This window comes from Ruegeria sp. YTSC199, from assembly GCF_059609725.1.
The window spans coordinates 14,031-39,101 of the sequence record NZ_JBXWMF010000017.1; the positions used below are offsets into that span (position 1 = coordinate 14,031).

29 protein-coding genes are annotated in these 25,071 nt (G+C 57.7%); 13 read left to right on the forward strand and 16 right to left on the reverse strand.

Translation table 11 applies throughout. From position 1 onward, the window contains the following. Positions 1–54 precede the first annotated feature (54 nt). Complete coding sequence (locus AC2FEE_RS16270) at positions 55–507, forward strand: Lrp/AsnC family transcriptional regulator (protein WP_496866377.1); 453 nt, start codon at positions 55–57, stop codon at positions 505–507. Positions 508–563: 56 nt separating this feature from the next. Then, positions 564–1,181 carry a PA14 domain-containing protein gene (locus AC2FEE_RS16275; protein ID WP_496866378.1) on the forward strand — a complete coding sequence of 206 codons (618 nt, stop codon included), beginning with the start codon at positions 564–566 and terminating at the stop codon, positions 1,179–1,181. Positions 1,182–1,220: 39 nt separating this feature from the next. On the opposite strand, the gene AC2FEE_RS16280 is transcribed toward AC2FEE_RS16275, so the two are convergent. Then, on the reverse strand, positions 1,221–2,183 hold the full coding sequence (locus AC2FEE_RS16280; RefSeq protein ID WP_496866379.1) for an L-malyl-CoA/beta-methylmalyl-CoA lyase: 963 nt from the start codon (positions 2,181–2,183) through the stop codon (positions 1,221–1,223). A gap of 294 nt (positions 2,184–2,477) precedes the next feature. Here AC2FEE_RS16280 and dgcN point away from each other — a divergent pair, with 294 nt between their 5' ends. From dgcN to AC2FEE_RS16295, 3 genes are all read left to right on the forward strand, one after another. Further along, on the forward strand, positions 2,478–3,479 hold the full coding sequence (gene dgcN, locus AC2FEE_RS16285) for an N-acetyltransferase DgcN (RefSeq protein ID WP_496866380.1): 1,002 nt from the start codon (positions 2,478–2,480) through the stop codon (positions 3,477–3,479). Between the two features lie 69 nt (positions 3,480–3,548). After that, positions 3,549–4,514: an N-acetyl-D-Glu racemase DgcA gene (gene dgcA / locus AC2FEE_RS16290; protein ID WP_496866381.1), complete on the forward strand. Its 966-nt coding sequence runs from the start codon at positions 3,549–3,551 to the stop codon at positions 4,512–4,514. Between the two features lie 11 nt (positions 4,515–4,525). After that, on the forward strand, positions 4,526–5,386 hold the full coding sequence (locus tag AC2FEE_RS16295) for a D-amino-acid transaminase (RefSeq protein ID WP_496866382.1): 861 nt from the start codon (positions 4,526–4,528) through the stop codon (positions 5,384–5,386). 43 nt (positions 5,387–5,429) lie between these two features. Here AC2FEE_RS16295 and AC2FEE_RS16300 read toward each other — a convergent pair whose 3' ends face one another. The 3 genes from AC2FEE_RS16300 to AC2FEE_RS16310 all read right to left on the reverse strand — a co-directional run bounded on the left by AC2FEE_RS16300 (position 5,430) and on the right by AC2FEE_RS16310 (position 6,855). Continuing rightward, positions 5,430–5,744, reverse strand: coding sequence for a DUF1244 domain-containing protein (locus tag AC2FEE_RS16300; protein ID WP_496866383.1), 315 nt, complete (start codon positions 5,742–5,744; stop codon positions 5,430–5,432). Positions 5,745–5,817: 73 nt separating this feature from the next. Beyond that, positions 5,818–6,057: a DUF6868 family protein gene (locus tag AC2FEE_RS16305; protein WP_496866384.1), complete on the reverse strand. Its 240-nt coding sequence runs from the start codon at positions 6,055–6,057 to the stop codon at positions 5,818–5,820. 60 nt (positions 6,058–6,117) lie between these two features. Further along, on the reverse strand, positions 6,118–6,855 hold the full coding sequence (locus AC2FEE_RS16310; protein ID WP_496866385.1) for an N-formylglutamate amidohydrolase: 738 nt from the start codon (positions 6,853–6,855) through the stop codon (positions 6,118–6,120). A 133-nt stretch (positions 6,856–6,988) separates the two neighbouring features. Here AC2FEE_RS16310 and pyk point away from each other — a divergent pair, with 133 nt between their 5' ends. After that, a complete protein-coding gene (gene pyk / locus AC2FEE_RS16315; protein WP_496866386.1) occupies positions 6,989–8,434 on the forward strand; it encodes a pyruvate kinase in 1,446 nt (481 codons plus the stop codon). A 48-nt stretch (positions 8,435–8,482) separates the two neighbouring features. Here pyk and AC2FEE_RS16320 read toward each other — a convergent pair whose 3' ends face one another. Then, complete coding sequence (locus AC2FEE_RS16320) at positions 8,483–8,926, reverse strand: Lrp/AsnC ligand binding domain-containing protein (RefSeq protein WP_480642816.1); 444 nt, start codon at positions 8,924–8,926, stop codon at positions 8,483–8,485. A 190-nt stretch (positions 8,927–9,116) separates the two neighbouring features. Here AC2FEE_RS16320 and AC2FEE_RS16325 point away from each other — a divergent pair, with 190 nt between their 5' ends. From AC2FEE_RS16325 to rplT, 4 genes are all read left to right on the forward strand, one after another. Then, entirely contained in the window at positions 9,117–9,554 is a 438-nt protein-coding gene (locus AC2FEE_RS16325; RefSeq protein ID WP_496866387.1) for a universal stress protein, read from the forward strand. A gap of 13 nt (positions 9,555–9,567) precedes the next feature. Beyond that, complete coding sequence (locus tag AC2FEE_RS16330) at positions 9,568–11,118, forward strand: alanine/glycine:cation symporter family protein (RefSeq protein WP_496866388.1); 1,551 nt, start codon at positions 9,568–9,570, stop codon at positions 11,116–11,118. Positions 11,119–11,299: 181 nt separating this feature from the next. Next, positions 11,300–11,500 carry a 50S ribosomal protein L35 gene (rpmI, locus tag AC2FEE_RS16335; protein WP_010443552.1) on the forward strand — a complete coding sequence of 67 codons (201 nt, stop codon included), beginning with the start codon at positions 11,300–11,302 and terminating at the stop codon, positions 11,498–11,500. 14 nt (positions 11,501–11,514) lie between these two features. Further along, the gene (rplT, locus tag AC2FEE_RS16340) at positions 11,515–11,880 is read left to right on the forward strand and encodes a 50S ribosomal protein L20 (RefSeq protein ID WP_298849411.1); all 366 of its coding nucleotides are present in this window, start codon (positions 11,515–11,517) and stop codon (positions 11,878–11,880) included. 120 nt (positions 11,881–12,000) lie between these two features. Here rplT and AC2FEE_RS16345 read toward each other — a convergent pair whose 3' ends face one another. From AC2FEE_RS16345 to AC2FEE_RS16355, 3 genes are all read right to left on the reverse strand, one after another. Beyond that, on the reverse strand, positions 12,001–12,636 hold the full coding sequence (locus tag AC2FEE_RS16345; protein WP_496866389.1) for a C39 family peptidase: 636 nt from the start codon (positions 12,634–12,636) through the stop codon (positions 12,001–12,003). 229 nt (positions 12,637–12,865) lie between these two features. Beyond that, the gene (locus AC2FEE_RS16350) at positions 12,866–13,327 is read right to left on the reverse strand and encodes a hypothetical protein (RefSeq protein WP_496866390.1); all 462 of its coding nucleotides are present in this window, start codon (positions 13,325–13,327) and stop codon (positions 12,866–12,868) included. Positions 13,328–13,449: 122 nt separating this feature from the next. Beyond that, positions 13,450–14,841 (reverse strand): aminotransferase family protein, encoded by a 1,392-nt coding sequence (locus AC2FEE_RS16355; RefSeq protein ID WP_496866391.1) that lies wholly within the window; start codon positions 14,839–14,841, stop codon positions 13,450–13,452. 223 nt (positions 14,842–15,064) lie between these two features. Here AC2FEE_RS16355 and AC2FEE_RS16360 point away from each other — a divergent pair, with 223 nt between their 5' ends. Further along, positions 15,065–16,693: an acyl-CoA synthetase gene (locus AC2FEE_RS16360; protein ID WP_496866392.1), complete on the forward strand. Its 1,629-nt coding sequence runs from the start codon at positions 15,065–15,067 to the stop codon at positions 16,691–16,693. On the opposite strand, the gene AC2FEE_RS16365 is transcribed toward AC2FEE_RS16360, so the two are convergent. From AC2FEE_RS16365 to hmgA, 8 genes are all read right to left on the reverse strand, one after another. Then, positions 16,672–17,031 carry a DOPA 4,5-dioxygenase family protein gene (locus AC2FEE_RS16365; RefSeq protein WP_496866393.1) on the reverse strand — a complete coding sequence of 120 codons (360 nt, stop codon included), beginning with the start codon at positions 17,029–17,031 and terminating at the stop codon, positions 16,672–16,674. The two genes, AC2FEE_RS16360 and AC2FEE_RS16365, sit on opposite strands and share 22 nt — an antisense overlap. Positions 17,032–17,118: 87 nt before the next feature. Next, on the reverse strand, positions 17,119–17,751 hold the full coding sequence (maiA, locus tag AC2FEE_RS16370) for a maleylacetoacetate isomerase (RefSeq protein ID WP_496866394.1): 633 nt from the start codon (positions 17,749–17,751) through the stop codon (positions 17,119–17,121). Between the two features lie 4 nt (positions 17,752–17,755). Continuing rightward, positions 17,756–17,953, reverse strand: a complete 198-nt coding sequence (locus AC2FEE_RS16375; RefSeq protein ID WP_496866395.1) for a DUF2783 domain-containing protein — start codon at positions 17,951–17,953, stop codon at positions 17,756–17,758. Positions 17,954–17,958: 5 nt separating this feature from the next. Then, on the reverse strand, positions 17,959–19,569 hold the full coding sequence (locus tag AC2FEE_RS16380) for an FAD-dependent oxidoreductase (protein WP_496866396.1): 1,611 nt from the start codon (positions 19,567–19,569) through the stop codon (positions 17,959–17,961). Between the two features lie 276 nt (positions 19,570–19,845). Beyond that, positions 19,846–20,226 carry a DUF2059 domain-containing protein gene (locus AC2FEE_RS16385; protein ID WP_496866397.1) on the reverse strand — a complete coding sequence of 127 codons (381 nt, stop codon included), beginning with the start codon at positions 20,224–20,226 and terminating at the stop codon, positions 19,846–19,848. Positions 20,227–20,350: 124 nt separating this feature from the next. Next, positions 20,351–21,607, reverse strand: coding sequence for a fumarylacetoacetase (gene fahA / locus AC2FEE_RS16390; protein ID WP_496866398.1), 1,257 nt, complete (start codon positions 21,605–21,607; stop codon positions 20,351–20,353). A 78-nt stretch (positions 21,608–21,685) separates the two neighbouring features. Next, positions 21,686–21,853, reverse strand: a complete 168-nt coding sequence (locus tag AC2FEE_RS16395) for a hypothetical protein (RefSeq protein ID WP_496866399.1) — start codon at positions 21,851–21,853, stop codon at positions 21,686–21,688. Beyond that, positions 21,853–23,208 (reverse strand): homogentisate 1,2-dioxygenase, encoded by a 1,356-nt coding sequence (gene hmgA, locus AC2FEE_RS16400; RefSeq protein ID WP_496866400.1) that lies wholly within the window; start codon positions 23,206–23,208, stop codon positions 21,853–21,855. The genes AC2FEE_RS16395 and hmgA overlap by 1 nt, the downstream gene beginning before the upstream one ends. A gap of 57 nt (positions 23,209–23,265) precedes the next feature. Here hmgA and AC2FEE_RS16405 point away from each other — a divergent pair, with 57 nt between their 5' ends. Together AC2FEE_RS16405 and AC2FEE_RS16410 are read left to right on the forward strand one after the other, a co-directional pair. After that, entirely contained in the window at positions 23,266–23,718 is a 453-nt protein-coding gene (locus tag AC2FEE_RS16405; RefSeq protein WP_496866401.1) for a MarR family winged helix-turn-helix transcriptional regulator, read from the forward strand. Positions 23,719–23,783: 65 nt separating this feature from the next. Then, complete coding sequence (locus tag AC2FEE_RS16410; protein WP_496866402.1) at positions 23,784–25,022, forward strand: adenylate/guanylate cyclase domain-containing protein; 1,239 nt, start codon at positions 23,784–23,786, stop codon at positions 25,020–25,022. The last annotated feature ends 49 nt before the right edge of the window (positions 25,023–25,071 follow it).

A 25,071-nucleotide genomic window follows, 5' to 3' on the forward strand; every position in this document is an offset into this window, starting at 1 on the left:
CAGCGGGCAAATGAAATTGCGTTATAGTGTGTGACTACTGTAGTTTTGCAATCAATGACGAAGTTTGATCACATAAACCAACAAATATTGCGCGAACTGTCCCGCGATGGTCGCGTTAGCAACCTTGAACTGGCGGATCGCGTTGGCCTGTCGCCCTCGGCCTGTCTGCGCCGGGTGCAGGAGCTTGAGCGCGCGGGCGTGATCTCGGGCTATCGCGCGGTGTTGAGCCCCGCGGCGCTGGGCGTGGGGTTTGTGGCCTATATTGGTGTCGGTCTGGGAGAGCATACCAAGGCCGCGCAGGAAGGGTTCGAACGTGCCCTCCAACGCGCGCCGGAGGTGGTGGAATGCCATAACATCACGGGCACCATCGAATACCTGCTGCGCGTGGAATGCGCCGATCTTGCGACGTACAAGACCTTCCACACCGAAGTATTGGGAACCCTGCCACATGTCACGTCGATCACCTCCTATGTGGTAATGGATTCCCCTAAAGATATGCGAGCGTGAACCGCGAAGCTCAATGGCGCATCATTCCGTCCAGCCACGATAGTTGACTTCAATACATGCCCATGTTTCGCTGCCGAGAACAACATATTCGTCAGGGGGTACTCATGTTGAAAACACACGCGTTGACGTTTGCGGTCGCAGCTATTGCAAGTTCGATAGGAATTTCTGCAAAAGCAACCGAGCTGACCTCTCCGCTGCCAATTGTAAAGCCAGGCTTAAATGTCACCTATGCCGAAGCCCCCAAAAAAATTAAGAGCCTCGAACAGGCGCGCGAACTGATTGATACCATCGGTGTACCAGCTGATCCGGTTCCGGCATTCGACTTTCGTGACACAGAAGATGGTGATCCCGTAATGACCGCGTCGCAACCCCATAATGTAGCGGCCGAGATTACCGGGTTTATTCGGATAGACGAACCGGGCTCTTACCAGTTCGAAGTGTATTCGAATGATGGTGTCGAAACAAAGTTGGGTGGACAGACAATCGGCTTTTTCGACGGTGTGCAGGGCTGTGAAGGCAATGGCGTGACTGAGATCGAAATACCCGAGGCGGGCTGGTACGAACTCACCACCTTGTATTTTCAGAAAGGCGGCAGTTCCTGTTTGATGATGAAATGGGGCAAGGATGGTCAGGATCTGGAATGGGTCCCAAACGATATTTTTGGCCACCAGTAAGGGAAATCAAGGCCCCTTTGGGGGCCGTGAAATCCTGTCTCATACGCCAGCTGAAATCAGCTCCGCCTGTGCCACAATAACTTCGGCCTGTTTGATCGAAGCGATGTCGACCAGACGCCCTTTGTAGACAGTGGCACCTTCGCCATTGGCCTTGGCTTGCTCCATTGCGGCCAGAATCTCGCGTGCTTCGGATACGGCCTCGTCCGACGGGGTGAAGACCTGATTGGCCAGCGCGATCTGTTTCGGGTGGATCGCCCATTTGCCGACCATACCCAGCGTGGACGAGCGTTTGGCCTGTGCAATATAACCCTCATCATCCGAGAAATCACCAAACGGCCCGTCCACCGGCAGCACGCCGTGGGTGCGGCAGGCAGCGACGATGGCGGCCTGTGCCCAGTGCCACGGATCGGACCAGTGTTTTTCGCTCTCACGCAGCATGTAGTAGTTTTCCTGCGTGCCGCCGATGCCGGTGGTCTGCATCCCCATCGAGGCCGCAAAGTCCGCAGCGCCCAGGCTCATCGCCTGCATACGGGGCGATGAGGCCGCGATCTCTTCGACATGGGCAATACCTGCGGCGGACTCGATGATGACCTCAAAGCTGACCGGCTTGGTGCGGCCCTTGGCGCGCTCGATAGCGGTGACCAGCGCGTCAACAGCATAGACATCCGCTGCGCAGCCGACCTTGGGAATCATGATCTGGTCCAGACGGTCACCTGCCTGTTCCATCAGATCGACCACATCGCGATACCAATAGGGCGTGTCCAGCCCGTTGATCCGCACGGACATGTACTTGTTGCCCCAATCGACCGTGTTCAGCGCCTCGATCACATTGGCGCGCGCGACGTCCTTGTCAGAAGGAGCGACCGAGTCCTCGAGGTCGAGGTTGATCACATCCGCTGCAGACGCCGCCATTTTCGGGAACAGCTTAGTGTTCGATCCCGGCCCGAACAGTTGACAACGGTTGGGGCGCGCGGGGGCGGCGGGTTGAATGCGAAAGCTCATCTGGACCTCGTGCAAGAAAGGAAATTACGATTTTCTTGCTGTATGGGGTATTAAATTGCGCGAGGCTTCGCAAGCGTCTTTGTGCAGCTGCGGCAATGCAATCGCAGCATCTGCCGCCGGTTGGAGGCTGCGTAGTGATTAAAGATTAATCAATGTGAAAACTTGGGAGATCTTTGCGCATTTTACTCTCAATGCGCAAGAATTTCCCTCTCTGGTAATCGAACCCGAATGAAAACGCGAAACACTCGTAAGGCACGTCCCTTAGCCTGCGTCGGAATCAAAGGAGTGACCGCAATGATCGAGACACCGTACCTGCTGTTTTTGGGCGATGCGCCCGACCAATTGGCGGCCAAAGTGGCAGTTGGAATTAAGGACTGGCGTCCCGAAAACGCCGTGGGCCAGTACCGGATGGAGGGCTGCAAGGCCGATCTGGGCCTGACAGACATGACCCTGACCGAGGCGAAAGAAGCCGGGGCCAAGACCCTCGTCATCGGTGTTGCCAACCGTGGTGGCGTGATCAGTCAGGAGTGGAAAAAGGTTCTGGTGATGGCGCTGGAGGAAGGCTTTGATCTCGCCTCGGGCCTGCACAACCTGCTGAGCGACGAACCTGACCTGGTTGCCGTTGCCGAGGCGACCGGCCAGAAACTGCACGACGTGCGTGTGCCCGAAGTCGACTATCCGATCGCCAATGGCATCAAGCGCAAGGGCAAGCGGTGTCTGGCCGTGGGCACCGATTGCTCGGTCGGCAAGATGTACACGGCGCTGGCAATGGACGCAGAGATGCGCGAGCGTGGTATGAAATCCACCTTCCGCGCCACTGGTCAGACCGGCATTCTGATTACCGGTGACGGTGTGCCGCTGGACGCGGTGATTGCCGACTTCATGGCCGGATCGGTTGAATGGTTGACGCCCGACAATGACGACGACCACTGGGACCTGATCGAAGGGCAGGGGTCGCTGTTCCACGTGTCCTATTCGGGTGTGACCATGGCGCTGATCCATGGCGGTCAACCGGATGCGCTGATCCTGTCCCATGAGCCGACCCGCGAGCACATGCGCGGCCTGCCTACTTATCAGCTACCGACGCTGGAGACCCTGCGCGACACCGCGCTGGCACTGGCCAAGGTGGCCAACCCGGATTGTCAGGTCGTTGGCGTTTCGGTCAACACGCAGCACATGTCCGAGGAAGACGCATCGGCCTACCTGGCCAAGATCGAAGCCGATATGGGCCTGCCCGCGACGGACCCGTTCCGCTTTGGCTCGGGCAAGCTGGTGGACGCGCTGGCCGCTGTGTGATCTGAACGACGCGCCGGTGGTGGGGATTTCCGCCCCCGGCGAAATTGGAAAAGATGAAGGAATGTTTGCGTGCAGATAGAGGTCTCTCGTGACGTGTTTCGACTGGCGCAGGTGTTCACCATCTCGCGCGGGTCGCGGACCGAGGCAAAGGTGCTGACCGTCCGGATTTCAGACGGAACCCATCAGGGCTGGGGCGAGTGCGTTCCTTATGCGCGCTATGATGAAACGCTCGAGTCGGTTGAGGCTGAAATCGCGGGCCTGCCTGCCGAGTTCACCCGTCAGTCGCTGATGGATTTGTTGCCTGCGGGTGCTGCCCGGAACGCCGTGGATTGTGCGTTGTGGGATCTGGAATGCAAACGCGCGGGCAAGCGGGCTTGGGAATTGGCCGGTCTGCCGGTTCCGGGTCCGGAGATCACTGCATACACATTGTCGTTGGCGACACCCGAAGCGATGCAGGCGCAAGCCGCTGAAAATGCGCATCGGCCGCTGTTGAAGATCAAACTGGGCACCCCGGATGACATGCCTCGGCTGGAGGCTGTGCGTGCCGGTGCGCCAAAATCAAAAATCATTGTGGATGCAAACGAGGGTTGGTCGGCTGAAGTTTATGCCGATCTGGCTCCACACCTGGTGCGCCTTGGTGTCGAACTGGTCGAGCAGCCTCTGCCCGCCGCAGATGACGAGGCCCTGATCGGGATGGAGCGCCCGGTGCCGGTCTGCGCAGACGAATCCTGTCACGACCGTACAAGCCTGTCCGCTTTGAAGGGCAAATATGATGTTGTGAACATCAAGCTTGATAAAACCGGCGGCCTGACCGAGGCGTTGGCATTGCGTGAAACTGCGTTGGCAGAAGGCTACAAAGTCATGGTCGGTTGCATGGTCGGAAGTTCTCTGGCTATGGCCCCCGCGACACTGTTGGCGCAGGGTGCGATGGTTACAGACCTTGACGGCCCGCTTCTGTTGGCCGAAGACCGCGACAACCCGCTGATTTTTGATGATGCCGGAGTGCACCCGCCTGTGGCGGAACTTTGGGGCTGAGGAGACAAGACATGACCCGCACCGTTTATGTGAATGGCGAATACCTGCCCGAGACCGAGGCCAAGGTGTCCATCTTTGACCGCGGTTTCCTGTTCGCAGACGCCGTTTACGAAGTCACCAGTGTTCTGGACGGCAAGCTGATCGATTTCGAAGGCCACGCGGTGCGCCTCAAACGGTCGCTGGACGAACTGGAGATGGCCGAGCCTTGCACCAAGGAAGAGCTACTGGAGATTCACCGCAAGCTAGTGGATCTGAACGGCATCGAAGAGGGCCTGATCTATCTGCAGGTGAGCCGGGGTTCGGATGGCGACCGGGATTTCGTGTTCCCGTCCGACGATACCAAACCCAGCCTCGTGCTGTTCACTCAGAACAAACCGGGTCTGGCCGACAGCCCTGCGGCCAAAAAAGGCGCCAAGATCATCTCGATCGAAGATATCCGCTGGGGCCGCCGCGACATCAAGACCGTGCAGTTGCTCTATCCGTCGATGGGCAAGATGATGGCCAAAAAAGCGGGCTGCGACGATGCGTGGCTGGTCGAGGATGGCTTTGTCACCGAGGGCACCAGCAACAACGCATACTTCGTGAAGAACGGCAAAATCGTCACGCGTCCGCTGTCCAAAGACATTCTGCACGGTATCACCCGTAAGGCCGTGCTGCGTATGGCGGCGGAGGCGCAGATGGAAGTCGAAGAGCGTCTGTTCACCATTGATGAGGCGAAAGAGGCGGATGAGGCCTTCACCACCTCGGCCAGCGCATTTGTCATGCCAGTGGTTGAGATTGACGGCGTGGCGCTGGGCGACGGTTCGCCGGGCCCGATTTCGAAACGCCTGCGCGAGATTTATCTGGACGAAAGCCGCAAGGCGGCAGTTTAAAGCAAAGGCCCGCCAAATCGGCGGGCCTTTCTCGTATTCGGCGTCAGCCCTTTTTCGTCACGTTTTCCTCGAAGGCGATTTTGAAGGTAGCCTGTTTTTCGGGGCTGGCTTCGGTCTGGTAGTTGGCCTTCCACTCATCCATGGTCATGCCATAGAAAACCTCGCGGGCTTCGTCCTTGCCCATCTCGATGCCTTTTTCATTGGCGGCCTCCTGATACCAGCGCGACAGGCAGTTGCGGCAGAACCCGGCCAGATTCATCATGTCGATGTTCTGAACGTCAGTGCGATCTTCCATTAGGTGTTTTTGCAACCGACGGAACGCGGCGGCCTGAAGTTCGATTTCGGTTTGTTTGTCCATGGTCCGGCTCCGGATGACAGTATCGTTGTCTCTGACCTAGCGGTGCGGAGGCGATGTTTCAATAAACAGCGTCTCAGGCCAGTTTCAAAGCCAGCCAGGGGACGATGGAGAAGATCAGGGTCAGGATTTTGTAATTTGCCAGATACCGGAAATACGCCCGCTTCACGTCCGGGCGCTCCATCTGGAACATCCGGCCATGAACGCCCGCGATCCAATCCTGCAACAGCACGATCATCAGCGTTGTAAAAAGCAGAACCGCGATGTTGAGTGCCGCCATCCAGCCAAAGACAGAGGTCAGAAACTCCTGAGTCATGGTCGCCTCCTTTTCCCGTGATATATGGGGATCAGCGGCTGGCCTCACAATGAGGTGTGATCAAAGGCCGCTGTTCGCCAGGGCATCCTGCAGCACCACGGCCATTCGCTCGGCCCAGGCGCGTTGTCCGGCGTGATCGGCGATCAGGTCGTTGCGCAGCTCGATCAGGACGTTCGGGCGACCATGTGCAGTGCAGTGGCGGTCAATCGCATCACCGGGTAGGACGCCGGTATAGGGTTCGTTGACGCCGACACACAGATCGCCCTCGGCCTCAAGCCGGTTGATCAGGGGGCGTGAGAACCGTTCGTCCGGCGTGTGCAGAACCCCCACATGCCACGGGCGCGGCGCACGACCGCGCAATTGCCGGGTGAAGGAATGCATCGACACGATGACCGCGTGCGGCAGGCCCGCCATGCGCTCCAGCGCCTCGTGATACGGGCGGTAGCACATGTTCAGGCGCCGTTCGCGTTCGGCCGCGTCAGCTTGACGATTGCCGGGGATGATGGAGCCGTCATAAAGTTTCATCAGAAGGGTCGGGTCATCTTCACCCCGGTTTGGGTCGATCACAAGACGCGAGAAATTGGCGGCGATCACCGGCGCGTTCAGGACGTCGCCCAGATGTTTTGATACCTCATAGGCACCGACGTCATAAGCGATGTGACGCTCCATATCTTCCCGCGGCAAGCCAAGGTCGCCGTAGTTGATTTCGGGCGGCACCGTGTTGGTTGCGTGGTCACATGTGATCAGCCAGCGCGATGGGCGATCAGCGCCGTGGATAAAGAACGGAGAATACGTCATAAGCCTGTCATCTAGTTTGTCGCAGGTGTAGGGCAGTTGCTTTGAAAAGGGAATTGCGCAATAAGCAGCGTGAGGCAATGTTTGCGGTAACATTTGTGCGGAACCAAGAGATGACGTTAGGAGAACACCACCAATGCGACGCCTGAGAAAAGTGAAAATCGTGGCGACGCTGGGGCCGGCGTCCAATGACTATGACATGATCCGCGCGCTGCACGAGGCCGGTGCAGATGTGTTCCGCCTGAACATGAGCCACGGCAGCCATGACGAGATCCGCGAACGGCACCGGATCATTCGACAGGTGGAAAAGGACCTGGACAGCCCGATTGCCATTCTGGCTGATCTTCAGGGGCCAAAATTGCGTGTTGGTGTTTTCGCCAATGAAGCCGAGGAACTGGAGGAGGGTGCAGCCTTCCGGCTGGATCTTGACCCGGCACCGGGCGATGCGGGCCGCGTGTGCCTGCCGCATCCCGAGATTTTCGCCGCGCTTGAGCCAGGCGCGCGTCTGCTGGTCAATGACGGTAAAATCCGCCTGATCGTTCAGAAGTGCGGTCAGGATTTCGCCAATTGCACGGTCGAGGTCGGCGGAACCATCTCGAACCGAAAGGGTGTCAACGTGCCCGACGTCGTGCTGCCACTGGCGGCGCTGTCGGCCAAGGACCGGGATGATCTGGAGTTCGTTTGCCAGCTGGGTGTCGACTGGCTGGCACTGAGCTTTGTTCAGCGCGCCAAGGACGTGTTCGAAGCCCGCGCGCTGGCCGATGGCCGTGCCTCGATCCTGTCCAAGATCGAAAAGCCTGCGGCAGTTGAAGCGTTTGACGACATTCTTGATGCTTCGGACGGGATAATGGTCGCCCGCGGTGACCTGGGGGTTGAACTACCGGTTTCTGCAGTGCCACCGATCCAGAAACGCTTGGTAAGACGATGCCGCGCGGCAGCCAAGCCGGTTATCGTGGCCACCCAGATGCTGGAAAGCATGATCGAAAGCCCCATGCCCACGCGGGCCGAAGTCTCGGACGTGGCCACCGCCATTTATGAGGGCACCGACGCCATTATGCTCAGCGCAGAATCTGCGGCGGGCTCATACCCGATCGAAGCCGTGCAAACCATGAACAAGGTCGCCATCGAGGTCGAGGCCGATCCGACCTATACGCAAATCATCTCGGCGTCGCGCACTGCAAAGGGCACGACAATTGCCGACGGAATCGTGGCCGCCGCGCGCGAGATTGCCGAAAAGACCGACATCAAGGCCATCTGCTGCTTTACCCAAAGCGGCACAACGGCACTTTTGACCGCGCGGGAACGTCCCGGTGTACCGATCATCGCCATGACCCCCGCCACCGGAACCGCGCGGCGCCTGTGCCTGAGTTGGGGTTGCCATTGCGTGATGACGCCCGAGCTTGAGCGTTTCAAGGGGGCCGTTGTCAATGCTGCCCGCGCTGCTCGTGCCGGCGGGTTTGCGACCGAGTCCGATCAGATTGTGGTAACGGCCGGTGTGCCGTTCAACGTGCCCGGAACCACTAATATCCTGCGTATCGCGCCCTGTGACGAACGTCTGATTTACAACACAGATCCCGGTTGACGTACTTGTCGCAAGGTTCAATCCCTCGCGTGGCCGAAAAACAACCTGTCAGGAGACAGGGATTTTCACGATCTCCATTACTGTAAATGAGCTGGTCTGGTGAATTCCAGGCAGCTTGTTTATTTTCTCGCCGAGGATGTCGCGGAAGTGTGAGATATCTCGAGTGCGAACGGTTAGGAGATAATCAAAAGAACCTGCAACCATTAGGCAGCTTTCAATCTCTGGAATGTTGCGGACAGCATCATTGAATCTGCTGAGAGATTGCTCAGCTGTAGCGGCGAGTGAAACCTGCACCACCGTCAGTAAGGCCAGCCCCATTCGTTCTTTATCGACAATGGCGCAATAGCCTTTGATGTACCCGTTTTTTTCCAACCGCTTGACCCGCTCGGAACAGGGAGTATTGGTCAGATTAACGCGTGCCGCAAGATCGACAATCGACAACCTTCCGTTGATTTCCAACTCTTGCAGGATGCGTTGGTCAATTTTATCCAATTCTCTATCGATCAGTAAAAATCCCTGAATTCTTAGCGTAAGACGACATTTTTCACTGAATATAGACTAAAATAATCCCCATTTCCTAGTGATTTTTCCTAATACTTGTCTGAAGGCAGCTGTGTTCCAAGTTTGGCTGTCTTGTCGAGGGCACGGGCCTCGACTCAATGAAAAAAATTGGAGGAACGTCATGACAACAAAAATTGTCATTGGACTGGACGGGACAGAAACCGGGGAGCGCGCGATCGCCTTTGCCAAGGATTTGGCTGGGCGCATCAACTCATGTGAGTTGCTTGTGGTTTATGTGATCGAATGGTCCCCATTCACTTTTCAGACACCGGAAGAAAATGCGCTGCGACACAAGCGGCGTGAAGAAGAGGTCGAATTGGCCTCGACTCGGGTCGTCACCCCTGCGGTGGACGCGTTGAACGCCGCCGGTTTCACGGCGCACGGCATTGTGCGCCACGGTGACGTGGCCGAAACGCTGAACGCGATCACGGTCGAAAACGGCGGCACTCAGATCGTCGTCGGGCGGGCCTCGGCGGACGGATTCAAGAAACGGCTCTTTGGCAGCTCGACCCAGAATCTGGTCATGCATGCCGATGTACCGGTCACCGTTGTGAACTGAGGGGAGGGACAAAATGAATATGTTTAAACAACTAGGCTTAGCAACTGCGTCCGCCCTGTTTGCCAGCCCCGCACTCGCGCAAGAGGCGGTCAGCCTGGACCAAAAGATCAATCAGTCTTTTGCCGAGTTGACGGGCCCTTTCGTCAGCTTCATATTTGCGCCGCTCCCCGGAACCAGCTTCCCGTGGATCGTGCTATGGCTTGTGGTCGCGGCATCGGTTTTCACACTGTACTTCGCGTTTGTGCAGGCGCGTTTTTTTGGTCACGCAATCAGCTTGGTCAAAGGCGACTACTCCGATCCCAACGACGCGGGTGAGGTCAGCCACTTTCAGGCACTGGCCACAGCGCTTTCCGGGACAGTGGGTCTGGGCAACATCGCCGGTGTGGCGGTGGCTGTCGGCATTGGCGGCCCTGGCGCGACCTTCTGGATGATTTTGGCCGGCCTGCTGGGTATGGCGTCGAAATTCACCGAATGCACGTTGGGCGTGAAATACCGCAATGAATACGAGGACGGCACCGTTTCGGGTGGTCCAATGTATTACATGTCCAAGGGCTTTGACGAGCTTGGATTGCCGGGCGGCAAGATCCTAGCGGTTGTGTTCTCGATCTTCTGTATTCTGGGCGCGCTGGGCGGTGGAAACATGTTCCAGGCCAATCAGGCCCATCAACAGATCGCGGGGATAGTCGGTGATTATCCGGGCTGGATGACCGGTGTAGTCTTTGCAATCGTGGTGTTCCTGGTGATCGTGGGCGGTTTGAAATCCATTGCGCGTGTGACAGAAAAGGTCGTGCCGTTCATGGGTGTCATGTACGTCCTGACCGCGTTGGTGATCATCCTGATGAACGCGGATATGATCGGCTGGGCCTTTGGCCAGATCTTTGCCGGGGCCTTTACCGGTCTGGGTGTTGCTGGCGGTATGGTCGGTGCGCTTATCCAGGGCTTCAAACGCGCGGCGTTTTCGAACGAGGCGGGCGTTGGTTCCGCTGCCATCGCCCACTCGGCGGTTCGGACGAAAGAACCGATCACCGAGGGCTTTGTTTCTCTACTAGAGCCGTTCATCGACACCGTGGTGATCTGTACCATGACAGCGCTGGTGATCATCATCACCCAGCAGCTGATCATCGATCCGGATACCGGCAACTACATGCTAAACGAAGCAGGCAGCGCCATTGCCACGGTTGATGGCAACTCGGGCGTCAGCCTGACCTCGGCCGCCTTTGGCAGCGCGTTTAGCTGGTTCCCCTATATCCTCGCGATTGCGGTGATCCTGTTTGCCTTCTCAACAATGATCAGCTGGTCCTACTATGGTCTTAAGGCCTGGACCTATCTGTTCGGCGAGGGCCACACCAAGGAACTGGTGTTCAAGGTGATCTTCTGCATCTTCGTTGTCATCGGTGCTGCGGCCAACCTTGGCCCGGTCATTGACTTCTCTGACGCGGCGATCTTTGCGATGGCGGTCGTGAACGTCTTTGCGCTCTACTTCCTGATGAAGGTGGTGCGCGAGGAACTGGCGTCCTACGCAGCACGATTGAAGACCGGCGAAATCCGCAAGTTCGAACATTAAGCCAAACCACCGGGGCGGCGATGTCGCCCCGGTGCCTGATCAGCCTGCGAAAAGCGCAGATTTTGATCGAATCCCCCTTGCCAGTATGACCGAACTTGCGTAAACGGCGCTTCTGATCGCGTGACCGGCCGAGATGGCATGCCGAGTCGCGTCTGAAACCGAACCCCGAAAGGAGACGGAAATGCCTAAGATGAAGACAAAGTCGAGCGCCAAAAAGCGCTTCAAGGTGACTGCGACCGGTAAGGTCCTTGCTGGCCAGGCCGGCAAACGGCACGGCATGATCAAGCGGACCAAGAAGTTCATCCGCGACGCCCGTGGCAACACCACCCTGTCCGCCCCCGACGCAAAGATCGTCAAGGGCTACATGCCCTACGATCGCTAAGAGGAGATTAAGAGATGTCCCGCGTTAAAGGTGGAACCGTAACTCACGCCCGTCACAAGAAGGTTATCAAGGCCGCCAAAGGTTACTATGGCCGCCGCAAGAGCACCTTCAAGGTTGCCCGTCAGGCCGTCGACAAGGCCAACCAGTATGCAACCCGCGACCGCAAGAACCGCAAGCGCAACTTCCGCGCGCTGTGGATCCAGCGTATCAACGCTGCTGTCCGTTCGCATGACGAGGCTCTGACATATTCCCGCTTCATCAACGGCCTGAACCTGGCCGGTATCGAAGTGGACCGCAAAGTTCTGGCCGATCTGGCCGTGCACGAACCGGAAGCGTTCGGCGCGATCGTCGCCCAAGCTCAGGCAGCTCTGGCCGCCTGATACTCTTTCGAGAGAGACAGTGAATGAAGGGCCGCCCCGAAGGGGCGGCCTTTTTTGCAAGCCCACACAAGTGCAATACTTACTTGGAACACAAAACGCGCAGCTTTGAAATTCTCCTCGCTATTTCTTCGGATAGGCAAAAAATGCACTGCGTGAATGTCCAAATCGGTGATTGTGCCAGTTTTCGCGCAACGAAGCGTAGCTTATAATGCGAGATTGGTTTCGCGGCAGATTGGGGTCGCGAACAAAGACGACCTGTTTCGCGTCGTCAAAGCCTATCAAAACAAAGGTATGGCCCGCGTCTTGATGAACATCTATCAATACTGGCAATCCCTTCTTCAAGTTTCTTTTAATCTGCTTGAGCCCAGACGCAAAACCCGAGTTAGTTTTGGGATAATCGCGTATTTTCCAATTATACCCTAATCTTTGAAGTGCATGGTTCATGTCACGCCAATAGGTAAAGTCCGCATTTCTTCGACTTTCTGGCTTGTAACCCTCAGCTAAAGCTTTGAGTTCTCTTGGGTCAGCGGCGTTGCCAAAGTAACTCATAACCATAGCGGCAGAAGTCGGTACACAAAGATTGTGCCCCTGACGGATATGGGGAACATCCAAACGGACAAGGGACTTCGAAATCTGTGGCGGAGGAAGTTTATTGTGAGAAACCGCCCCATACTTCCAACTTATTTCCGCGCTGAGGCACGTGGCCCAAAATAGATAAGCAAAAGCAATTAACAACGACGTTCTTTTCATAGCCATCTCGATTAACCATTTGTCAAAATACAACGAAGGCTAATCTAAAAGCCGTCAATTTGGCAAATTCAGCAATGAAAGAGTCGAAGCTGTCGGGTATCGCGCAAGTGGCCGCTTTGTCTCGTATGGCACGCAATTTGGGTTTTGAACCCCAGAAGGCCCAAGGCGTTCAACGATGGTCTCAGATTTTTGGTGCTACATGGCGATATGCGGGGCCATCGCAAATAAGCATCACCTAATTGTTGCTATCCTTCTTCACCAATTGCGCTGCAAAGGCCACTCCGGTTCCCGGCCCCGCATAGATGACCATGATCACATCATCCAGATAGACACCGTTGAATATCCCTGCGGATACGTCGTCGCCGGATATCCCGGCCTCGGCCAGAACAAAGCGGGTGGGGTCATCCAGGCTGAAGGTGCCCATCGCCTCCTCCACGATCCATTCGGTGTCACCGATGCGCCGCCAGCGGTTGGTGGCGGTGATCAGGTTGCCGTCCAGCTTGGTGATCTCCAACTCCATCTCGGTTTTCAGCAGGCCCTTTTCGTGGTTTGGGTTCGATTTGGCGAAACCCACCAAGTAGGTTCCGTGCCACGTGCCGACGATCTGAGGAAAGCCGCTGCCGTCTTCGGCGCTGGATGGTACGGCGATGGATAGTGCAAGAACCGTGACCAAGCTGCGAAGCAAATTGAATGTCATGGGTGTATCTCCTGAATAGAATGGTCACAGGCTACCCGAGTTCAGGAGTTTGGCAAAACATAGCCCGACAACAAAAAAAACCGGCGCCGTGAGCGCCGGTTTTGCATGGTCGATAATGTGCCTTAGCCGAATACGCGGCCTAGCGCGCCATCGACCGCATCGGTGATCTGGTCGATATCGTCCGCCGTGGCAATCAGCGCGGGTGAGAAGCACAGGGTGTTGTTGCGACCGGGGACCGAGCGGTTGGTGACGCCGATGATCACGCCTTGTGCCATACAATCCGCCACAACCGCCTGCGCCAGCTTTTCGTCCGCGGGCTCTTTGCTGCTGCGATCTGCAACCAGTTCAGCACCCAGGAACAGTCCCTTGCCGCGCACATCGCCGATGACCTTGTGCTTTTCCATCAGCGCCTGCAGGTTGCCCATCATGCGATCACCCATGGTTACGCAATTGCCCAGCAGGTCCTCGTCTTCGATAATGCGCATGTTTTCGATCGCTGCCGCCGGACCGGCGGTGCAGCCGCCAAAGGTCGAGATATCGCGGAAATAGTTCAGCGGGTCGGCCGCGTCGTCCTTGAACATCTCAAAGACTTCCTCGGTGGTAACCATGCAGGCAATCGCCGCATAGCCCGAGGCAACGCCTTTGGCCATCGTCACGAAATCCGGCTTGATGCCGTATTGCTGGTAGCCGAACCACGTGCCGGTGCGGCCAACGCCACAGACGACCTCGTCAATATGCAGCAGCACGTCGTATTTCTTGCAGATCTCCTGCACACGCTGCCAGTAGCCCTCGGGCGCTTCGATCACGCCGCCACCTGCGGTTACAGGCTCGAGGCACAGCGCGCCAACGGTGTCTGGACCTTCACGCAGGATAACCTCTTCGATCTGATCCGCCGCCCATTCGCCGAAGTTCTCGACCGGTGCGCCGTCCAGCTCGTGCTTGCGGTACTCCATGCAATGCGGCACACGCACGAAATCGGGCGCGAAGGGGCCGTATTGCGCGTTGCGCTCATCCTGACCACCTGCCGACATGGTCGCCAGGGTCGAGCCGTGATAGTCTCGCTCGCGGTACAGGATCTTGGTTTTCTTGCCGCCATATTTCTTGTGCGCGATCTGGCGGATCATTTTGAACGCCTTCTCGTTCGCCTCAGAGCCCGAGTTGGTGTAGTAGACGCGGCTCATGCCCGGCATCTTCTCGATCAGCTTTTCGGCGAAGATTGCCCCGGGGATCGAGCCTGCCGAGTTGGCGAAGTAGCACAGCTTCATCAGCTGGTCGTATACGGCCTTACAGATCGATTCGCGGCCATAGCCCACGTTGACGGTCCATACGCCGCCCGAAACTGCATCCAGATGCTCTTTGCCGTTCTGGTCCCAGACGCGCATGCCCTTACCTTCGACGATGATGCGGGGATCATTGGTTTCAAAGGGTTTATGCTGGATTAGATGGTGCCAGATATGGGCGCGGTCGGCCTCGACCACGCGGGAAAGATCGTTTTCGTTGAACGTGCCGTCCATGACATGTCCTTTCAAAAGTATTGGCTGTGCATGTTGCGGGAACGATGCCGCCCCGGCTCGGAATTCTTGATGGCCCAGATCACCGCGAAAGACCCTCTGTAAGTAGGGCCAGATTGCACCATCCCTTATTGCCAGTCCATGGCTTCGGCGTATTTCTACGGGTTTACCTAGCGCGGTATTTTGTGATCAAGTCGCGCAATATCTGAACTGGGAGGATCAGCAAATGGCAGCGGCCAATATTTACGAGCGTCATTTGGACAAGAGCCGCGCGAACTATACGCCCTTGTCGCCGCTGAGTTTCATCGAACGCACCGCAAAGATTTACCCGGACTACCCGTCGGTGGTGTACGGCGAGCGGCGTTTTAGTTGGGTGGAAACTTATGCCCGCTGCCGCCGTCTGGCGGGGGCGTTATCGGCGCGGGGGATCGGCAAGGGCGACACGGTCTCGATCATCGCCGCCAACATTCCCGAGATGTATGAGGCCCATTTTGGCGTGCCAATGGCGGGCGGAGTGCTTAACACGATCAACACGAGGCTGGATGCGCCGATCATCGCTTTCATCCTGAACCACGCCGAAGCCAAGGTGCTGCTGGTAGATCCCGAGTTCTCGGGCGTCGTGAAAGAAGCTATGACACAGGTCGATCACGACATTCTGGTCATCGACATCGAAGACCCCAGCTTTGATGGCGGTGAAAAGCTGGGCAGTCTGACCTACGACGCGCTCTTGGCCGAGGGCGACCCGGAATTTGCGTGGTCTCTACCCGAGGACGAATGGGATGCGATCACGCTGAACTATACCTCGGGCACCACGGGCAACCCGAAAGGGGTTGTGTATCACCACCGGGGCGCGACGCTGAACGCCCAGTCGGACCTGCTTGACTGGGATATGCCGAAACACTCGGTCTATCTGTGGACTCTGCCGATGTTCCACTGCAACGGTTGGTGTTTCCCTTGGGCGATGGCGGCAAATGCGGGTGTTTCCGTCTGTTTGCGGTCGGTGCGGGACGAGCCGATCTATGCTGCCTTCCGCGATGAGAAGGTCACTCATTTTTGCGGTGCGCCGATTGTTTTGAACATGTTGGCCAACGCGCCGGATCACCTCAAGGATTTCGATCATGAGATCAAGGTGATGACCGCAGGTGCCCCGCCGCCGGCCGCCGTGATCGAAAAGATGGAGGGCATGGGCATCGAAGTAACCCATGTGTACGGCTTGACCGAAACCTATGGCCCCTCGGTGGTGTGCGCCTGGAAAGACGAGTGGAACAGCAAAGGGGCCGAGGAGCGCGCCGCGCTCAAGGTTCGGCAGGGGGTTCCCTATACGGCCCTGTCGGGGCTGATGGTGGCTGACCCGGAAACGCTTGAGCCTGTACCCGCAGATGGCGAGACGATGGGTGAGATATTCATGCAGGGCAATGTCGTCATGAAAGGCTACCTGAAAAACGCCGAGGCCACGGACAAGGCCTTCCGCGGCGGCTGGTTTGCGTCGGGCGATCTGGGGGTCATGCACCCGGACGGCTATATCGCGTTGAAGGATCGGTCGAAGGACATCATCATCTCGGGCGGTGAGAATATCTCGTCGGTTGAGGTCGAAGATATCCTGTACAAACACCCCGCCGTGATGGAGGCCGCCGTTGTCGCCCGTCCGGATGAGAAATGGGGTGAAACGCCCTGCGCCTTTGTCGAGCTTAAGCCGGAAACGCAGGCGAGTGAGGCGGATATCATTGCCTTCTGCCGTGACAACATGGCCCATTTCAAAGCCCCCAAGACGGTGGTGTTCGGGGCGTTGCCGAAGACCTCGACCGGCAAGATACAGAAGTTCAAACTGCGGGATCAGGCGCGCGCTTTGACCTGAGTGCCCATCTTGTCAAAGATCGACAGGTCAAGCGCCAGTATTTCACCCATCCACGCCGCTCGGTCCCGGTGATCTGTCAGATGGTCACCGGTTTCCGGATGGGTGAAGACGGTCAGGCCCTGTTGGTTCAGCATCAGCCATGGAACCACCTGGTCGAACGCGTCCGGCGCAAATCCCAGTTGGCAGCTCCAACGCGGATGCGGGCCAACATTCTTGGCATGCACCCGGCCCATCTTAACCGGGAACAGGCGCGCGGCCTCTTGGCAAACCTGTTGCGCAACGTCCTGCGTATCGGCGTCGAAATAGACATGGGCGTGGTAACCGGTGATCTCGGGCATTGGGGCCTCCTCCATCCGTTTGTATCAGGATGCATAAGGCAGGCCGTACTTCCACCCTATGCCAGCACACAGGGCCTGTGCGCCAGATCAGGCCATGGCCTCGGGGTGGGCGGCCATGAATGCAGGGTGGTCGGCGCAGGCGGTCTCGACCGCCAGGCTGCGTGGCAGGCGGGATAGGTCCACTTTCCATCGGCGCGCGTTGTACAATTGCGGGATCAGGCACAGATCGGCCAGACCGGGCTGAGCCCCCACGCAATAGGGGGCCTGTTCAAACTCGGCCAACAGGTCCTCGAATGCCAACAGGCCGGGACGGATAAAGTGGTGCATCCAGTCGCTCGGCATCCCATCGGCCCCGCCGCCCAGCGCGGCGGCGTGCTGCGCAACCGACAGGTTGCAAACTGGATGGACATCCACGGCAATGGACTGCGCAAGAGCTGCCACTTTCGCCCGGTGCGCAGGCTCGGCGGGTAACAACGCCAGACCCCGGGTCTGATCCAGATAGTCGATGATCGCCAGCGACTGCGTCAGCCGCAGCCCGTCAATCTCAAGCACCGGAACCAGCCCCTGCGGGTTGCGCGCCAGATGGGTCTGCGACTTCTGCACCCCCTCCCTTAGATCAACGGAAACAGCGCGATAAGCGATCCCGGCCAGGTTAAGAGCGATGCGTACCCGATAACTGGCCGATGACTGCCCATAGTCATAGAGGACCGCCCGGCTCATCCCGTCAGCCGTTTTTCAGCGCGGCGGCTTCCAAGGCTTGCGCCAGCACATCCGCGTTTCCAATGTGGTTGGCCAGCACCAGAACAAGCCGCGCGTTCAGCGCATCGCTTTCGGACTTTCTCAACTCGTCATGGGCGGCCAGAAGACTGGCATAGAAATCGTCGCCATTGTCGAGGTTCGGTGTGAGGATCAGATCGGCCATCTTACTTACTCCTTGCCGGTGGCCCGGCGGATCGCTTGCCGGAATGCGTTTTCTTCGAACGTATCACGCCGCGCGGCGACGTGCTGATCCGGGCGGATCAGGTAGACTGCGCTGTTGGCATCGCCCAAGTAACGGCGCTTGAGCTCCAGTGTCAGGTCATCCTTGACCGAAAGCGCCAGCCGGGTGGCTTCGATACCGTCTTCCTCGATACGGTCAGGGGCATCGGCGTCGATGGTCAGCAGGGTGAACTTGCCGGCCAGCTTTGGCAACAGAAAGCCGTCACCCAAGGGCGCATCCGGGCAGGCTGCGCCCGGGCGCGTGATGTCTGGTCCGTTCAAGGCATCCGCCGAACTCAGAGAAGACCCCTTATAGGTGCAGGGGGTGCTCAGTCGGCCGGAATTGACCAGTGGCCGGGCAAACTCGAAATGCTCGCTAAGGTCCAGAACTGCATCCCTCAGCAGGCGCGACATGTCGGACTTCGGCGTGATGAAATCGGTCGAGCGCGTGGACATGCGGATATTTTCATCCGCGGCCTGCACCCGCTCACGATTGTAGCTGTCCAGCAGAATCTCGGGCGCTTTGCCGTCGATGACCAGTTTCAGCTTCCAGCACAGGTTATCTGCATCCTGCATGCCAGAGTTCGCGCCGCGCGCCCCAAACGGGCTGACCTGGTGCGCACTGTCCCCGGCAAACAAGACACGGCCATAACGGAACCGCTCCATCCGTCGACATTGGAAGGTGTAGATCGATACCCAGTCCAGTTCGAACTTCACATCCGCACCCAGCATCGCCTTGAGCCTTGGAATGACATTCTCGGGGCGTTGTTCGTGTTCCTTGTCGATGTCCCACCCCAGTTGCAGGTCGATGCGCCAGACATTGTCGGGCTGTTTGTGCAACAAAGCGGACTGCCCGCGATTGAAGGGTGGATCGAACCAGAACCAGCGCTCGGTCGGGAAATCGGCTTCCATCACCACATCGGCGATCAGGAAGTTGTCTTCGAAAACACGGCCTTCGAAATCCAGTCCCAGCATTCGTCGCGTCGGTGAATGCGCCCCGTCACAAGCGATCAGCCACTCGGCCTCAATGTTATAGGGGCCTTCGGGGGTTTCGACCTCTAGCGTAACGTGGGTTTCATGAGTACCGATAGCCTCGACCTTGTTGCGGCCGCGGATTTCGATAGGAGCACTCTCGGCCTGCAATTCGCGCACCCGGTCGACAAGGGCGTTTTCAAAGTAATACTGCTGCAGGTTGATGAAGGCGGGATTTGCATAGCCTGCGTCGGGCTGCAGGTTGAATTCATAAACCTGGCGATTGTCGAAATAGACCTTGCCCGCGTTCCACAGTACCCCTTTTTCCGCCATTGGACGCCCCGCGCCCAGGCGGTCGGCAATATCAAGCGTGCGCTGCGAAAAGCAGATGGCGCGGCTGCCGAAACTGACCTTGTCATTGTCGTCCAGCACCACGACCTCAACCCCTTGCTGGGCCAGATCGATGGCTGTGGCCAGCCCGATTGGTCCCGCGCCGATCACGATCACCTTGTGCCGGGCAGGCGTGGCTGCATCCTGGTCCGGGCTGCGTTCATAGGCGTAAAGCGGGACTTCGAAAATCTTGTTCATGGGCTCTCCCCCGATGTCTGGCGCTGCTTTCGCGCAAGATTTCGCTCTCCGGACCTGCGGTGCCGAAGACTTGAGCCAATGGTTTCACCGAAAACTCTGCCGTAAAACGATCTGGATCAAATGGGGCGGGAATTCCTTAACCCTGCGGCGCCTCCAATATCTCAAGGTTGCGTTGGGCCATTAAGGTTTGGTTCGCCATCGGCGGTAAGGGCAAACAGACCCTCGGCGAACGGAGATTCTCTTTTCCGAGATACACTTACGCGGAGGCTTTTAGCGCTAGTTTCCTTCGCGTAGAATTTTGGTTAGCTCAGGCGTGAACCGCTGCGTGGCTTGTTGCATGTCACCGGCAACACCGGACATGGTGCTTTGCATAAATGGCTGCATTTTTGCCATGATCGCACCGCCATGTTCCGAGCCGCAAAACTCAATCAATGCGCTTAGTTCCTCGGCTGAGAAGACTTCGGCACTGCTGTTGATCATTTGCTGTTCCAACTTCGGACGCAGGTCTTGCATAGCCCCGGACATCAGAACACCGATACGTTGCAAATGGTCTTCTGTCAGGGTTGTGTCAGGCGGAAGAGAGGTTGCGATCTGGGCCGCCATACTTTCTGGTGAGAACATGTTGTCCATCATCAATTGCACATCCGGGAGGCCCACATATTGTTCGGCCAGGGCCTGGGTATCTGCGGCAAATGCTGAATGGTTGAATCAAATGGTCAGTACCAGAGAGGCAGCGAGAGTTTTAAGTGTCACGTTTGGTCCAATCAAAATCGAGCCCGCTTTATTGCGCGAAAGGGGTGCCTAACGCGGGTAAAACGGTGCCGATACAACTGCCGAAGCCAATCGTGTAGCCGTCGCCCTTGGCCGCGCCTTGCAGCTCTAGCGTGTCGCCATCTTCGATGAAACTGCGCGTCTCGCCGCTATCCAGCGTCAACGGTTCCTTCCCGCCCCAGCTGAGTTCCAACAGCGAGCCGCGTTCAGGTTTCGTCGGGCCTGATATGGTGCCGGACCCCAGCAGGTCACCGGTATTCATCGGGCAGCCCGAGGTCGAATGGTGCGCCAGTTGCTGCGCGGCAGAGTAATACATTTCCTTGTAATTCGTCCGGGCAATCGTGGTGGGTTCTTGGCCTGCGGGTGCCATCGTCACAGACAGGTCGACGTCATACAGCATCGGGCCGCAGTCCTTCAGGTGGTCCAGCAATGGAACCTCGCGCGCAGGTGTGTCACAGCGGAACGGCTCCAATGCGGCCTTGGTCACGATCCACGGGCTGATCGAGGTTGCAGTGGCCTTGGCCTGAAACGGGCCAAGCGGCTGGTATTCCCACGCCTGAATGTCCCGTGCTGACCAGTCGTTCAGCAGGACGTATCCGAAGATGTGGTCATCCGCTTCCTGAACTGTGATCGGCCCCTCCGAGGGTGTGCCGACGATGGCCCCCATCTCGAGCTCAATGTCAAAGCGGCGGCTGGGCAGGAAAGCGGGTTTCTCTTGGTCCGGTGATTTCAACTGTCCCCAGGGACGGCGGATATCGGTGCCCGAGACGACAACCGAGGATGCCCGGCCATTATACCCGATAGGAATATGCAGCCAGTTTGGCGGCAAGGCATTTTCCGGCCCGCGGAACATGGTGCCGACGTTTTGAGCGTGATGACGGCCCGCATAAAAGTCGGTGTATTCGCTAACGGCAAAGGGCATGTGCAGTTCGGCGTCGTTCTGCGAAACCAACAAAGGTTCGACTTTCTCCTGCTCTTCCGATCCTTCGGCCAGCAGAGCCGTCAGCCGCGCGCGCAACGCGGCCCAGACTGCAGGCCCTTGCTCCATTAGCGGATTCCAGAAGGGCAGGTCAAACAACGGCTCGTCATCCAGATTGATCAACCCTTCGGCTTCGGCTGCGCTGACGTCCAGGATCATGTCGCCGATTGCGACGCCGCAGTTCGGATCGGACCCGTCTACAGAAAAGACGCCATAAGGAAGGTTGTTCAGCGGAAACGGGTGGTCGGCGTCATTGGCCGAGGTCACCCAGGATTTAGAAAGGGTCATAGGTGTTCCTTGTTGTCTTTGTCATTGTTGCGAAAGTGGCACCGGAAAGGGAGTGCCGCATGTTCCTGTTTCCGCCTTTCAGTCGCCGCCGGGATAGGCCCCACCGGAAGAACCCTCCTGGCGATGGCCGGGCATTGGATTGTGCCTGTAGTGGTTGCGCTTGCCGTTCCAACGCCCGCGCAGTGACCATATCGACATGCCGATGATGCCTAAGAACACGGCGATGACTATGTAGCCGGTATCCATCACTTCTTGCCCGGCGTTCCGTCGAATTTTTTCTCAAGCGAGGTCCAGCAGTCAATGTAATCGTCCTGCAAAGGGGCCTCGTTGGCGGCAAATGGCGTCAGATGCTGCGGGAACCGGGTTTCGAACATGAAGGACATGGTGTTGTCCAGCTTGTCCGGCCCGAGGTTGGCATTTGATGCCTTTTCGAACGCCTCGCGGTCTGGGCCGTGCGGCAGCATCATGTTGTGCAGGCTCATCCCACCCGGAACAAAGCCCTGCGGTTTGGCGTCATACTGGCCGTAGATGTTGCCCATCAGCTCGGACATGATGTTCTTGTGGTACCAGGGTGGGCGGAACGTATCCTCGGCCACCATCCAGCGCTCGCGGAACAGGACAAAGTCGATATTGGCGGTGCCCGGCTGCCCCGACGGCGCGGTCAGCACAGTAAAGATCGACGGGTCGGGATGGTCGAACAGGATTGCACCGACCGGGCAGTAGGTGCGCAGGTCGTATTTGTAGGGCGCATAGTTGCCATGCCATGCCACCACATCCAGCGGGCTTTGACCGATCTTGGTGGTGTGAAACTGCCCGCACCATTTGACGGTCACGCTCGAGGGCACTTCACGATCCTCGAACGCTGCGACAGGGGCTTTGAAGTCCCGCGGGTTTGCCATGCAGTTAGCGCCGATCGGGCCGCGGCCCGGCAGTTCGAATTTCTGGCCATAGTTTTCACAGACGAAGCCGCGTGCCGGACCTTCCAGAACTTCAACCCTGTACACCAGCCCACGCGGGAGTATTGCGATCTCCTTGGGTTCCAGGTCGATGATCCCCAGTTCGGTCGCAAAGCGTAGGCGGCCTTCCTGCGGCACCACCAACAGCTCGGAATCAGCCGAGTAGAAATAGGTATCCACCATCGACTCGGTGGCCAGATAGATGTGGCTGGCCATGCCGACCTGCGTGTTCACATCCCCTGCCGTGGTCATCGTGCGCATCCCAGTCAGCCAGGTCAGACCCTCATCCGAATGCGGCGGCGCATACCAGCGGTACTGACCCAGGCTGATCACGTCCGGATCAACAAAAGGTGCTGATTTCCAATAGGGCAGGTCGATTTTTTCATAGCGATGCGAGTGCTTTACCGAAGGCCGGATGCGATAGCACCATGTCCGTTCCGGTGGGTTGGCGGTGAACGCGGTGCCGCTTAGTTGCTCACCATAGAGGCCATAGTTGCAGCGCTGTGGGCTGTTCATCCCCTGCGGCAAGGCGCCGGGCAGAGCCTCGGTTTCAAAGTCGTTGCCAAAGCCGGGCATATAGCCGAAATGGGTGCCGACCGGCGTGCTGGCCTGTGTCATTTCATGTGGATCGGTCGGATGGTTCATCCTGAGTTCCTCCGCTTATTGCTTGAGGGATAGTAGTTGATTTTGTAACTAACAAGCATGACTCAGGACGATTCCCCTAAAAATGATGACTTTTATTTGCAGGATTTCCTGCCCTACCTCTTGTACCGGGCAGCCGAAGAAAGCTCTTTGGAGTTTCAGAGGGTCTACAAGGACAGATTTGGGATGCTGCGCAATGAATGGCGGGTCTTGTTCCATCTGGGCAATTATGGAGAAATGACCGCGAAAGAGATCGGCGAACGCGCCCGGCTTCACAAAACCAAGATCAGCCGGGCCGTGCACAGGCTGGAGGAAAGCCGGTATCTGGTGCGCTGCCGCAGTGAAACGGATCGCAGGGTGGAACACCTGACGCTGACGGCTATGGGTCAATCTGTCTATCGCGAGCTTTGTGGTATCGCCGGGCAGTATGACGCAAAGCTGGCTGCAGAGTTCAATGCGGACGAGGTGGCCCTGTTGCGCAAAATGCTGCGCCAGTTGGCGCATATGGGTTGAACACTGGTAATTCCAACCTCAGGCCCCCAGATGACATCCAGAGCGGACACTGGAATAAAAACAAAATGACGACCCTGAACGCCGATGCGGCGAAATCAACTGATCTCATTCAATGGATTGTGACCCGCGGCCTCGAAGGGGCCGCGAAAGAAGAGCTGTTAGACGGCTACTGCAAAAAGTTGTTAGAACTGGGCGTGCCCCTGATGCGCTTTCATGCGGCGCAGTCGGCGCTGCATCCTGTCTATGGCGGAACCGGGTTCAGCTGGTATGAGGGGCAGGGCGGTGAGTCCGAGACCTTTGGATACACCGAAGAGCCCAGCGAACAGTGGAGGCAAAGTCCTCTCTACGCCATTCTGAATAATGAGATGGATGAAATTCGTGAGCGTCTGGTCGATCAGAATGAGGTGAGCCGCTTTCCCCTGCTGAATGATCTGCGCCAGATCGGAGCCACCGATTATTATGCCACCGGAGTCAGCTTTGACGTGCCGACCCAGAGCGTGACAGGAGACACCAAAAAGGCCGTGGACGGAGTTCTGTTGTCCTGGACCTCGAACGCGCCGGAAGGATTCCGGGACTGTGATCTGGACCTGATCAACACGGCGTTGCCGCATCTGGGGCTGGCATTGAAATCCGCGTCGAGCGCCCGGATTTCAAAGGACCTGATGCGGGTGTATCTGGGACGCGATGCGGGGCGCCGCGTGTTGTCGGGAGAAATCCGGCGCGGCTCGTTGCAGCAGATCGATGCGGTGATCTGGAACTTTGACCTTGAGGGCTTCACCAGTCTGTCCGAAGAGCTGCCGGGCAACGAGATCATTGACATGCTGAACGATTATCTGGCCGTGGCCGTAGGAGTGGTGCACGACAACCGCGGCAATATCCTGAAATTCATGGGGGACGGCCTGATGGCGATGTTCGACGTCGGTGAAATCGACGAAGACGCGCGTGCGGCGCTGAAAGCCGTACCGATGCTGCAGCAACGGATGGAGACCCTGAACGCCCGCCGCAAGGCCGATGGCTTGCCGGTCGCCAGCTTCACCCTTGCTCTGCACGCAGGTGAGATTCTGTATGGAAACATCGGGTCCGAGACGCGTCTGGACTTTACCGTGATTGGCCCGGCCGTGAACCAGACCGCGCGGATCGCCGGAATGCACCGGTCGCTGGGGCAGCGTATTCTGATCTCGGATGACGTTGCACGCGCGGCGCAGCCTTGCGGTCAGAACCTTGTGTCTGTCGGGCGATACATGCTGCGCGGGGTATCCGAACCAAAAGAGCTGTTTACGGTTTATGATGAGACTGCGCCGTAACGAGATGCTTTTAATTGCGGGTTTGAACCCTTCTGGGTTGCTAGTGCGC

What these genes read in the sequence shown, in the direction of transcription:
- AC2FEE_RS16270 (WP_496866377.1), top strand. Translation starts at nt 55, where the DNA reads ATGACGAAGTTTGATCACATAAACCAACAAATATTGCGCGAACTGTCC.
- AC2FEE_RS16380 (WP_496866396.1), bottom strand. Translation starts at nt 19,569, where the DNA reads ATGAACAAGATTTTCGAAGTCCCGCTTTACGCCTATGAACGCAGCCCG.
- AC2FEE_RS16395 (WP_496866399.1), bottom strand. Translation starts at nt 21,853, where the DNA reads ATGGATACCGGCTACATAGTCATCGCCGTGTTCTTAGGCATCATCGGC.
- AC2FEE_RS16375 (WP_496866395.1), bottom strand. Translation starts at nt 17,953, where the DNA reads ATGGCCGATCTGATCCTCACACCGAACCTCGACAATGGCGACGATTTC.
- pyk (WP_496866386.1), top strand. Translation starts at nt 6,989, where the DNA reads ATGCGACGCCTGAGAAAAGTGAAAATCGTGGCGACGCTGGGGCCGGCG.
- AC2FEE_RS16305 (WP_496866384.1), bottom strand. Translation starts at nt 6,057, where the DNA reads ATGACTCAGGAGTTTCTGACCTCTGTCTTTGGCTGGATGGCGGCACTC.
- AC2FEE_RS16365 (WP_496866393.1), bottom strand. Translation starts at nt 17,031, where the DNA reads ATGCCCGAGATCACCGGTTACCACGCCCATGTCTATTTCGACGCCGAT.
- AC2FEE_RS16295 (WP_496866382.1), top strand. Translation starts at nt 4,526, where the DNA reads ATGACCCGCACCGTTTATGTGAATGGCGAATACCTGCCCGAGACCGAG.
- rpmI (WP_010443552.1), top strand. Translation starts at nt 11,300, where the DNA reads ATGCCTAAGATGAAGACAAAGTCGAGCGCCAAAAAGCGCTTCAAGGTG.
- AC2FEE_RS16345 (WP_496866389.1), bottom strand. Translation starts at nt 12,636, where the DNA reads ATGGCTATGAAAAGAACGTCGTTGTTAATTGCTTTTGCTTATCTATTT.
- maiA (WP_496866394.1), bottom strand. Translation starts at nt 17,751, where the DNA reads ATGAGCCGGGCGGTCCTCTATGACTATGGGCAGTCATCGGCCAGTTAT.
- AC2FEE_RS16275 (WP_496866378.1), top strand. Translation starts at nt 564, where the DNA reads ATGCCCATGTTTCGCTGCCGAGAACAACATATTCGTCAGGGGGTACTC.
- AC2FEE_RS16405 (WP_496866401.1), top strand. Translation starts at nt 23,266, where the DNA reads ATGACTCAGGACGATTCCCCTAAAAATGATGACTTTTATTTGCAGGAT.
- AC2FEE_RS16300 (WP_496866383.1), bottom strand. Translation starts at nt 5,744, where the DNA reads ATGGACAAACAAACCGAAATCGAACTTCAGGCCGCCGCGTTCCGTCGG.
- AC2FEE_RS16410 (WP_496866402.1), top strand. Translation starts at nt 23,784, where the DNA reads ATGACGACCCTGAACGCCGATGCGGCGAAATCAACTGATCTCATTCAA.
- AC2FEE_RS16355 (WP_496866391.1), bottom strand. Translation starts at nt 14,841, where the DNA reads ATGGACGGCACGTTCAACGAAAACGATCTTTCCCGCGTGGTCGAGGCC.
- AC2FEE_RS16310 (WP_496866385.1), bottom strand. Translation starts at nt 6,855, where the DNA reads ATGACGTATTCTCCGTTCTTTATCCACGGCGCTGATCGCCCATCGCGC.
- dgcN (WP_496866380.1), top strand. Translation starts at nt 2,478, where the DNA reads ATGATCGAGACACCGTACCTGCTGTTTTTGGGCGATGCGCCCGACCAA.
- AC2FEE_RS16350 (WP_496866390.1), bottom strand. Translation starts at nt 13,327, where the DNA reads ATGACATTCAATTTGCTTCGCAGCTTGGTCACGGTTCTTGCACTATCC.
- rplT (WP_298849411.1), top strand. Translation starts at nt 11,515, where the DNA reads ATGTCCCGCGTTAAAGGTGGAACCGTAACTCACGCCCGTCACAAGAAG.
- AC2FEE_RS16280 (WP_496866379.1), bottom strand. Translation starts at nt 2,183, where the DNA reads ATGAGCTTTCGCATTCAACCCGCCGCCCCCGCGCGCCCCAACCGTTGT.
- AC2FEE_RS16330 (WP_496866388.1), top strand. Translation starts at nt 9,568, where the DNA reads ATGAATATGTTTAAACAACTAGGCTTAGCAACTGCGTCCGCCCTGTTT.
- hmgA (WP_496866400.1), bottom strand. Translation starts at nt 23,208, where the DNA reads ATGAACCATCCGACCGATCCACATGAAATGACACAGGCCAGCACGCCG.
- AC2FEE_RS16325 (WP_496866387.1), top strand. Translation starts at nt 9,117, where the DNA reads ATGACAACAAAAATTGTCATTGGACTGGACGGGACAGAAACCGGGGAG.
- AC2FEE_RS16360 (WP_496866392.1), top strand. Translation starts at nt 15,065, where the DNA reads ATGGCAGCGGCCAATATTTACGAGCGTCATTTGGACAAGAGCCGCGCG.
- fahA (WP_496866398.1), bottom strand. Translation starts at nt 21,607, where the DNA reads ATGACCCTTTCTAAATCCTGGGTGACCTCGGCCAATGACGCCGACCAC.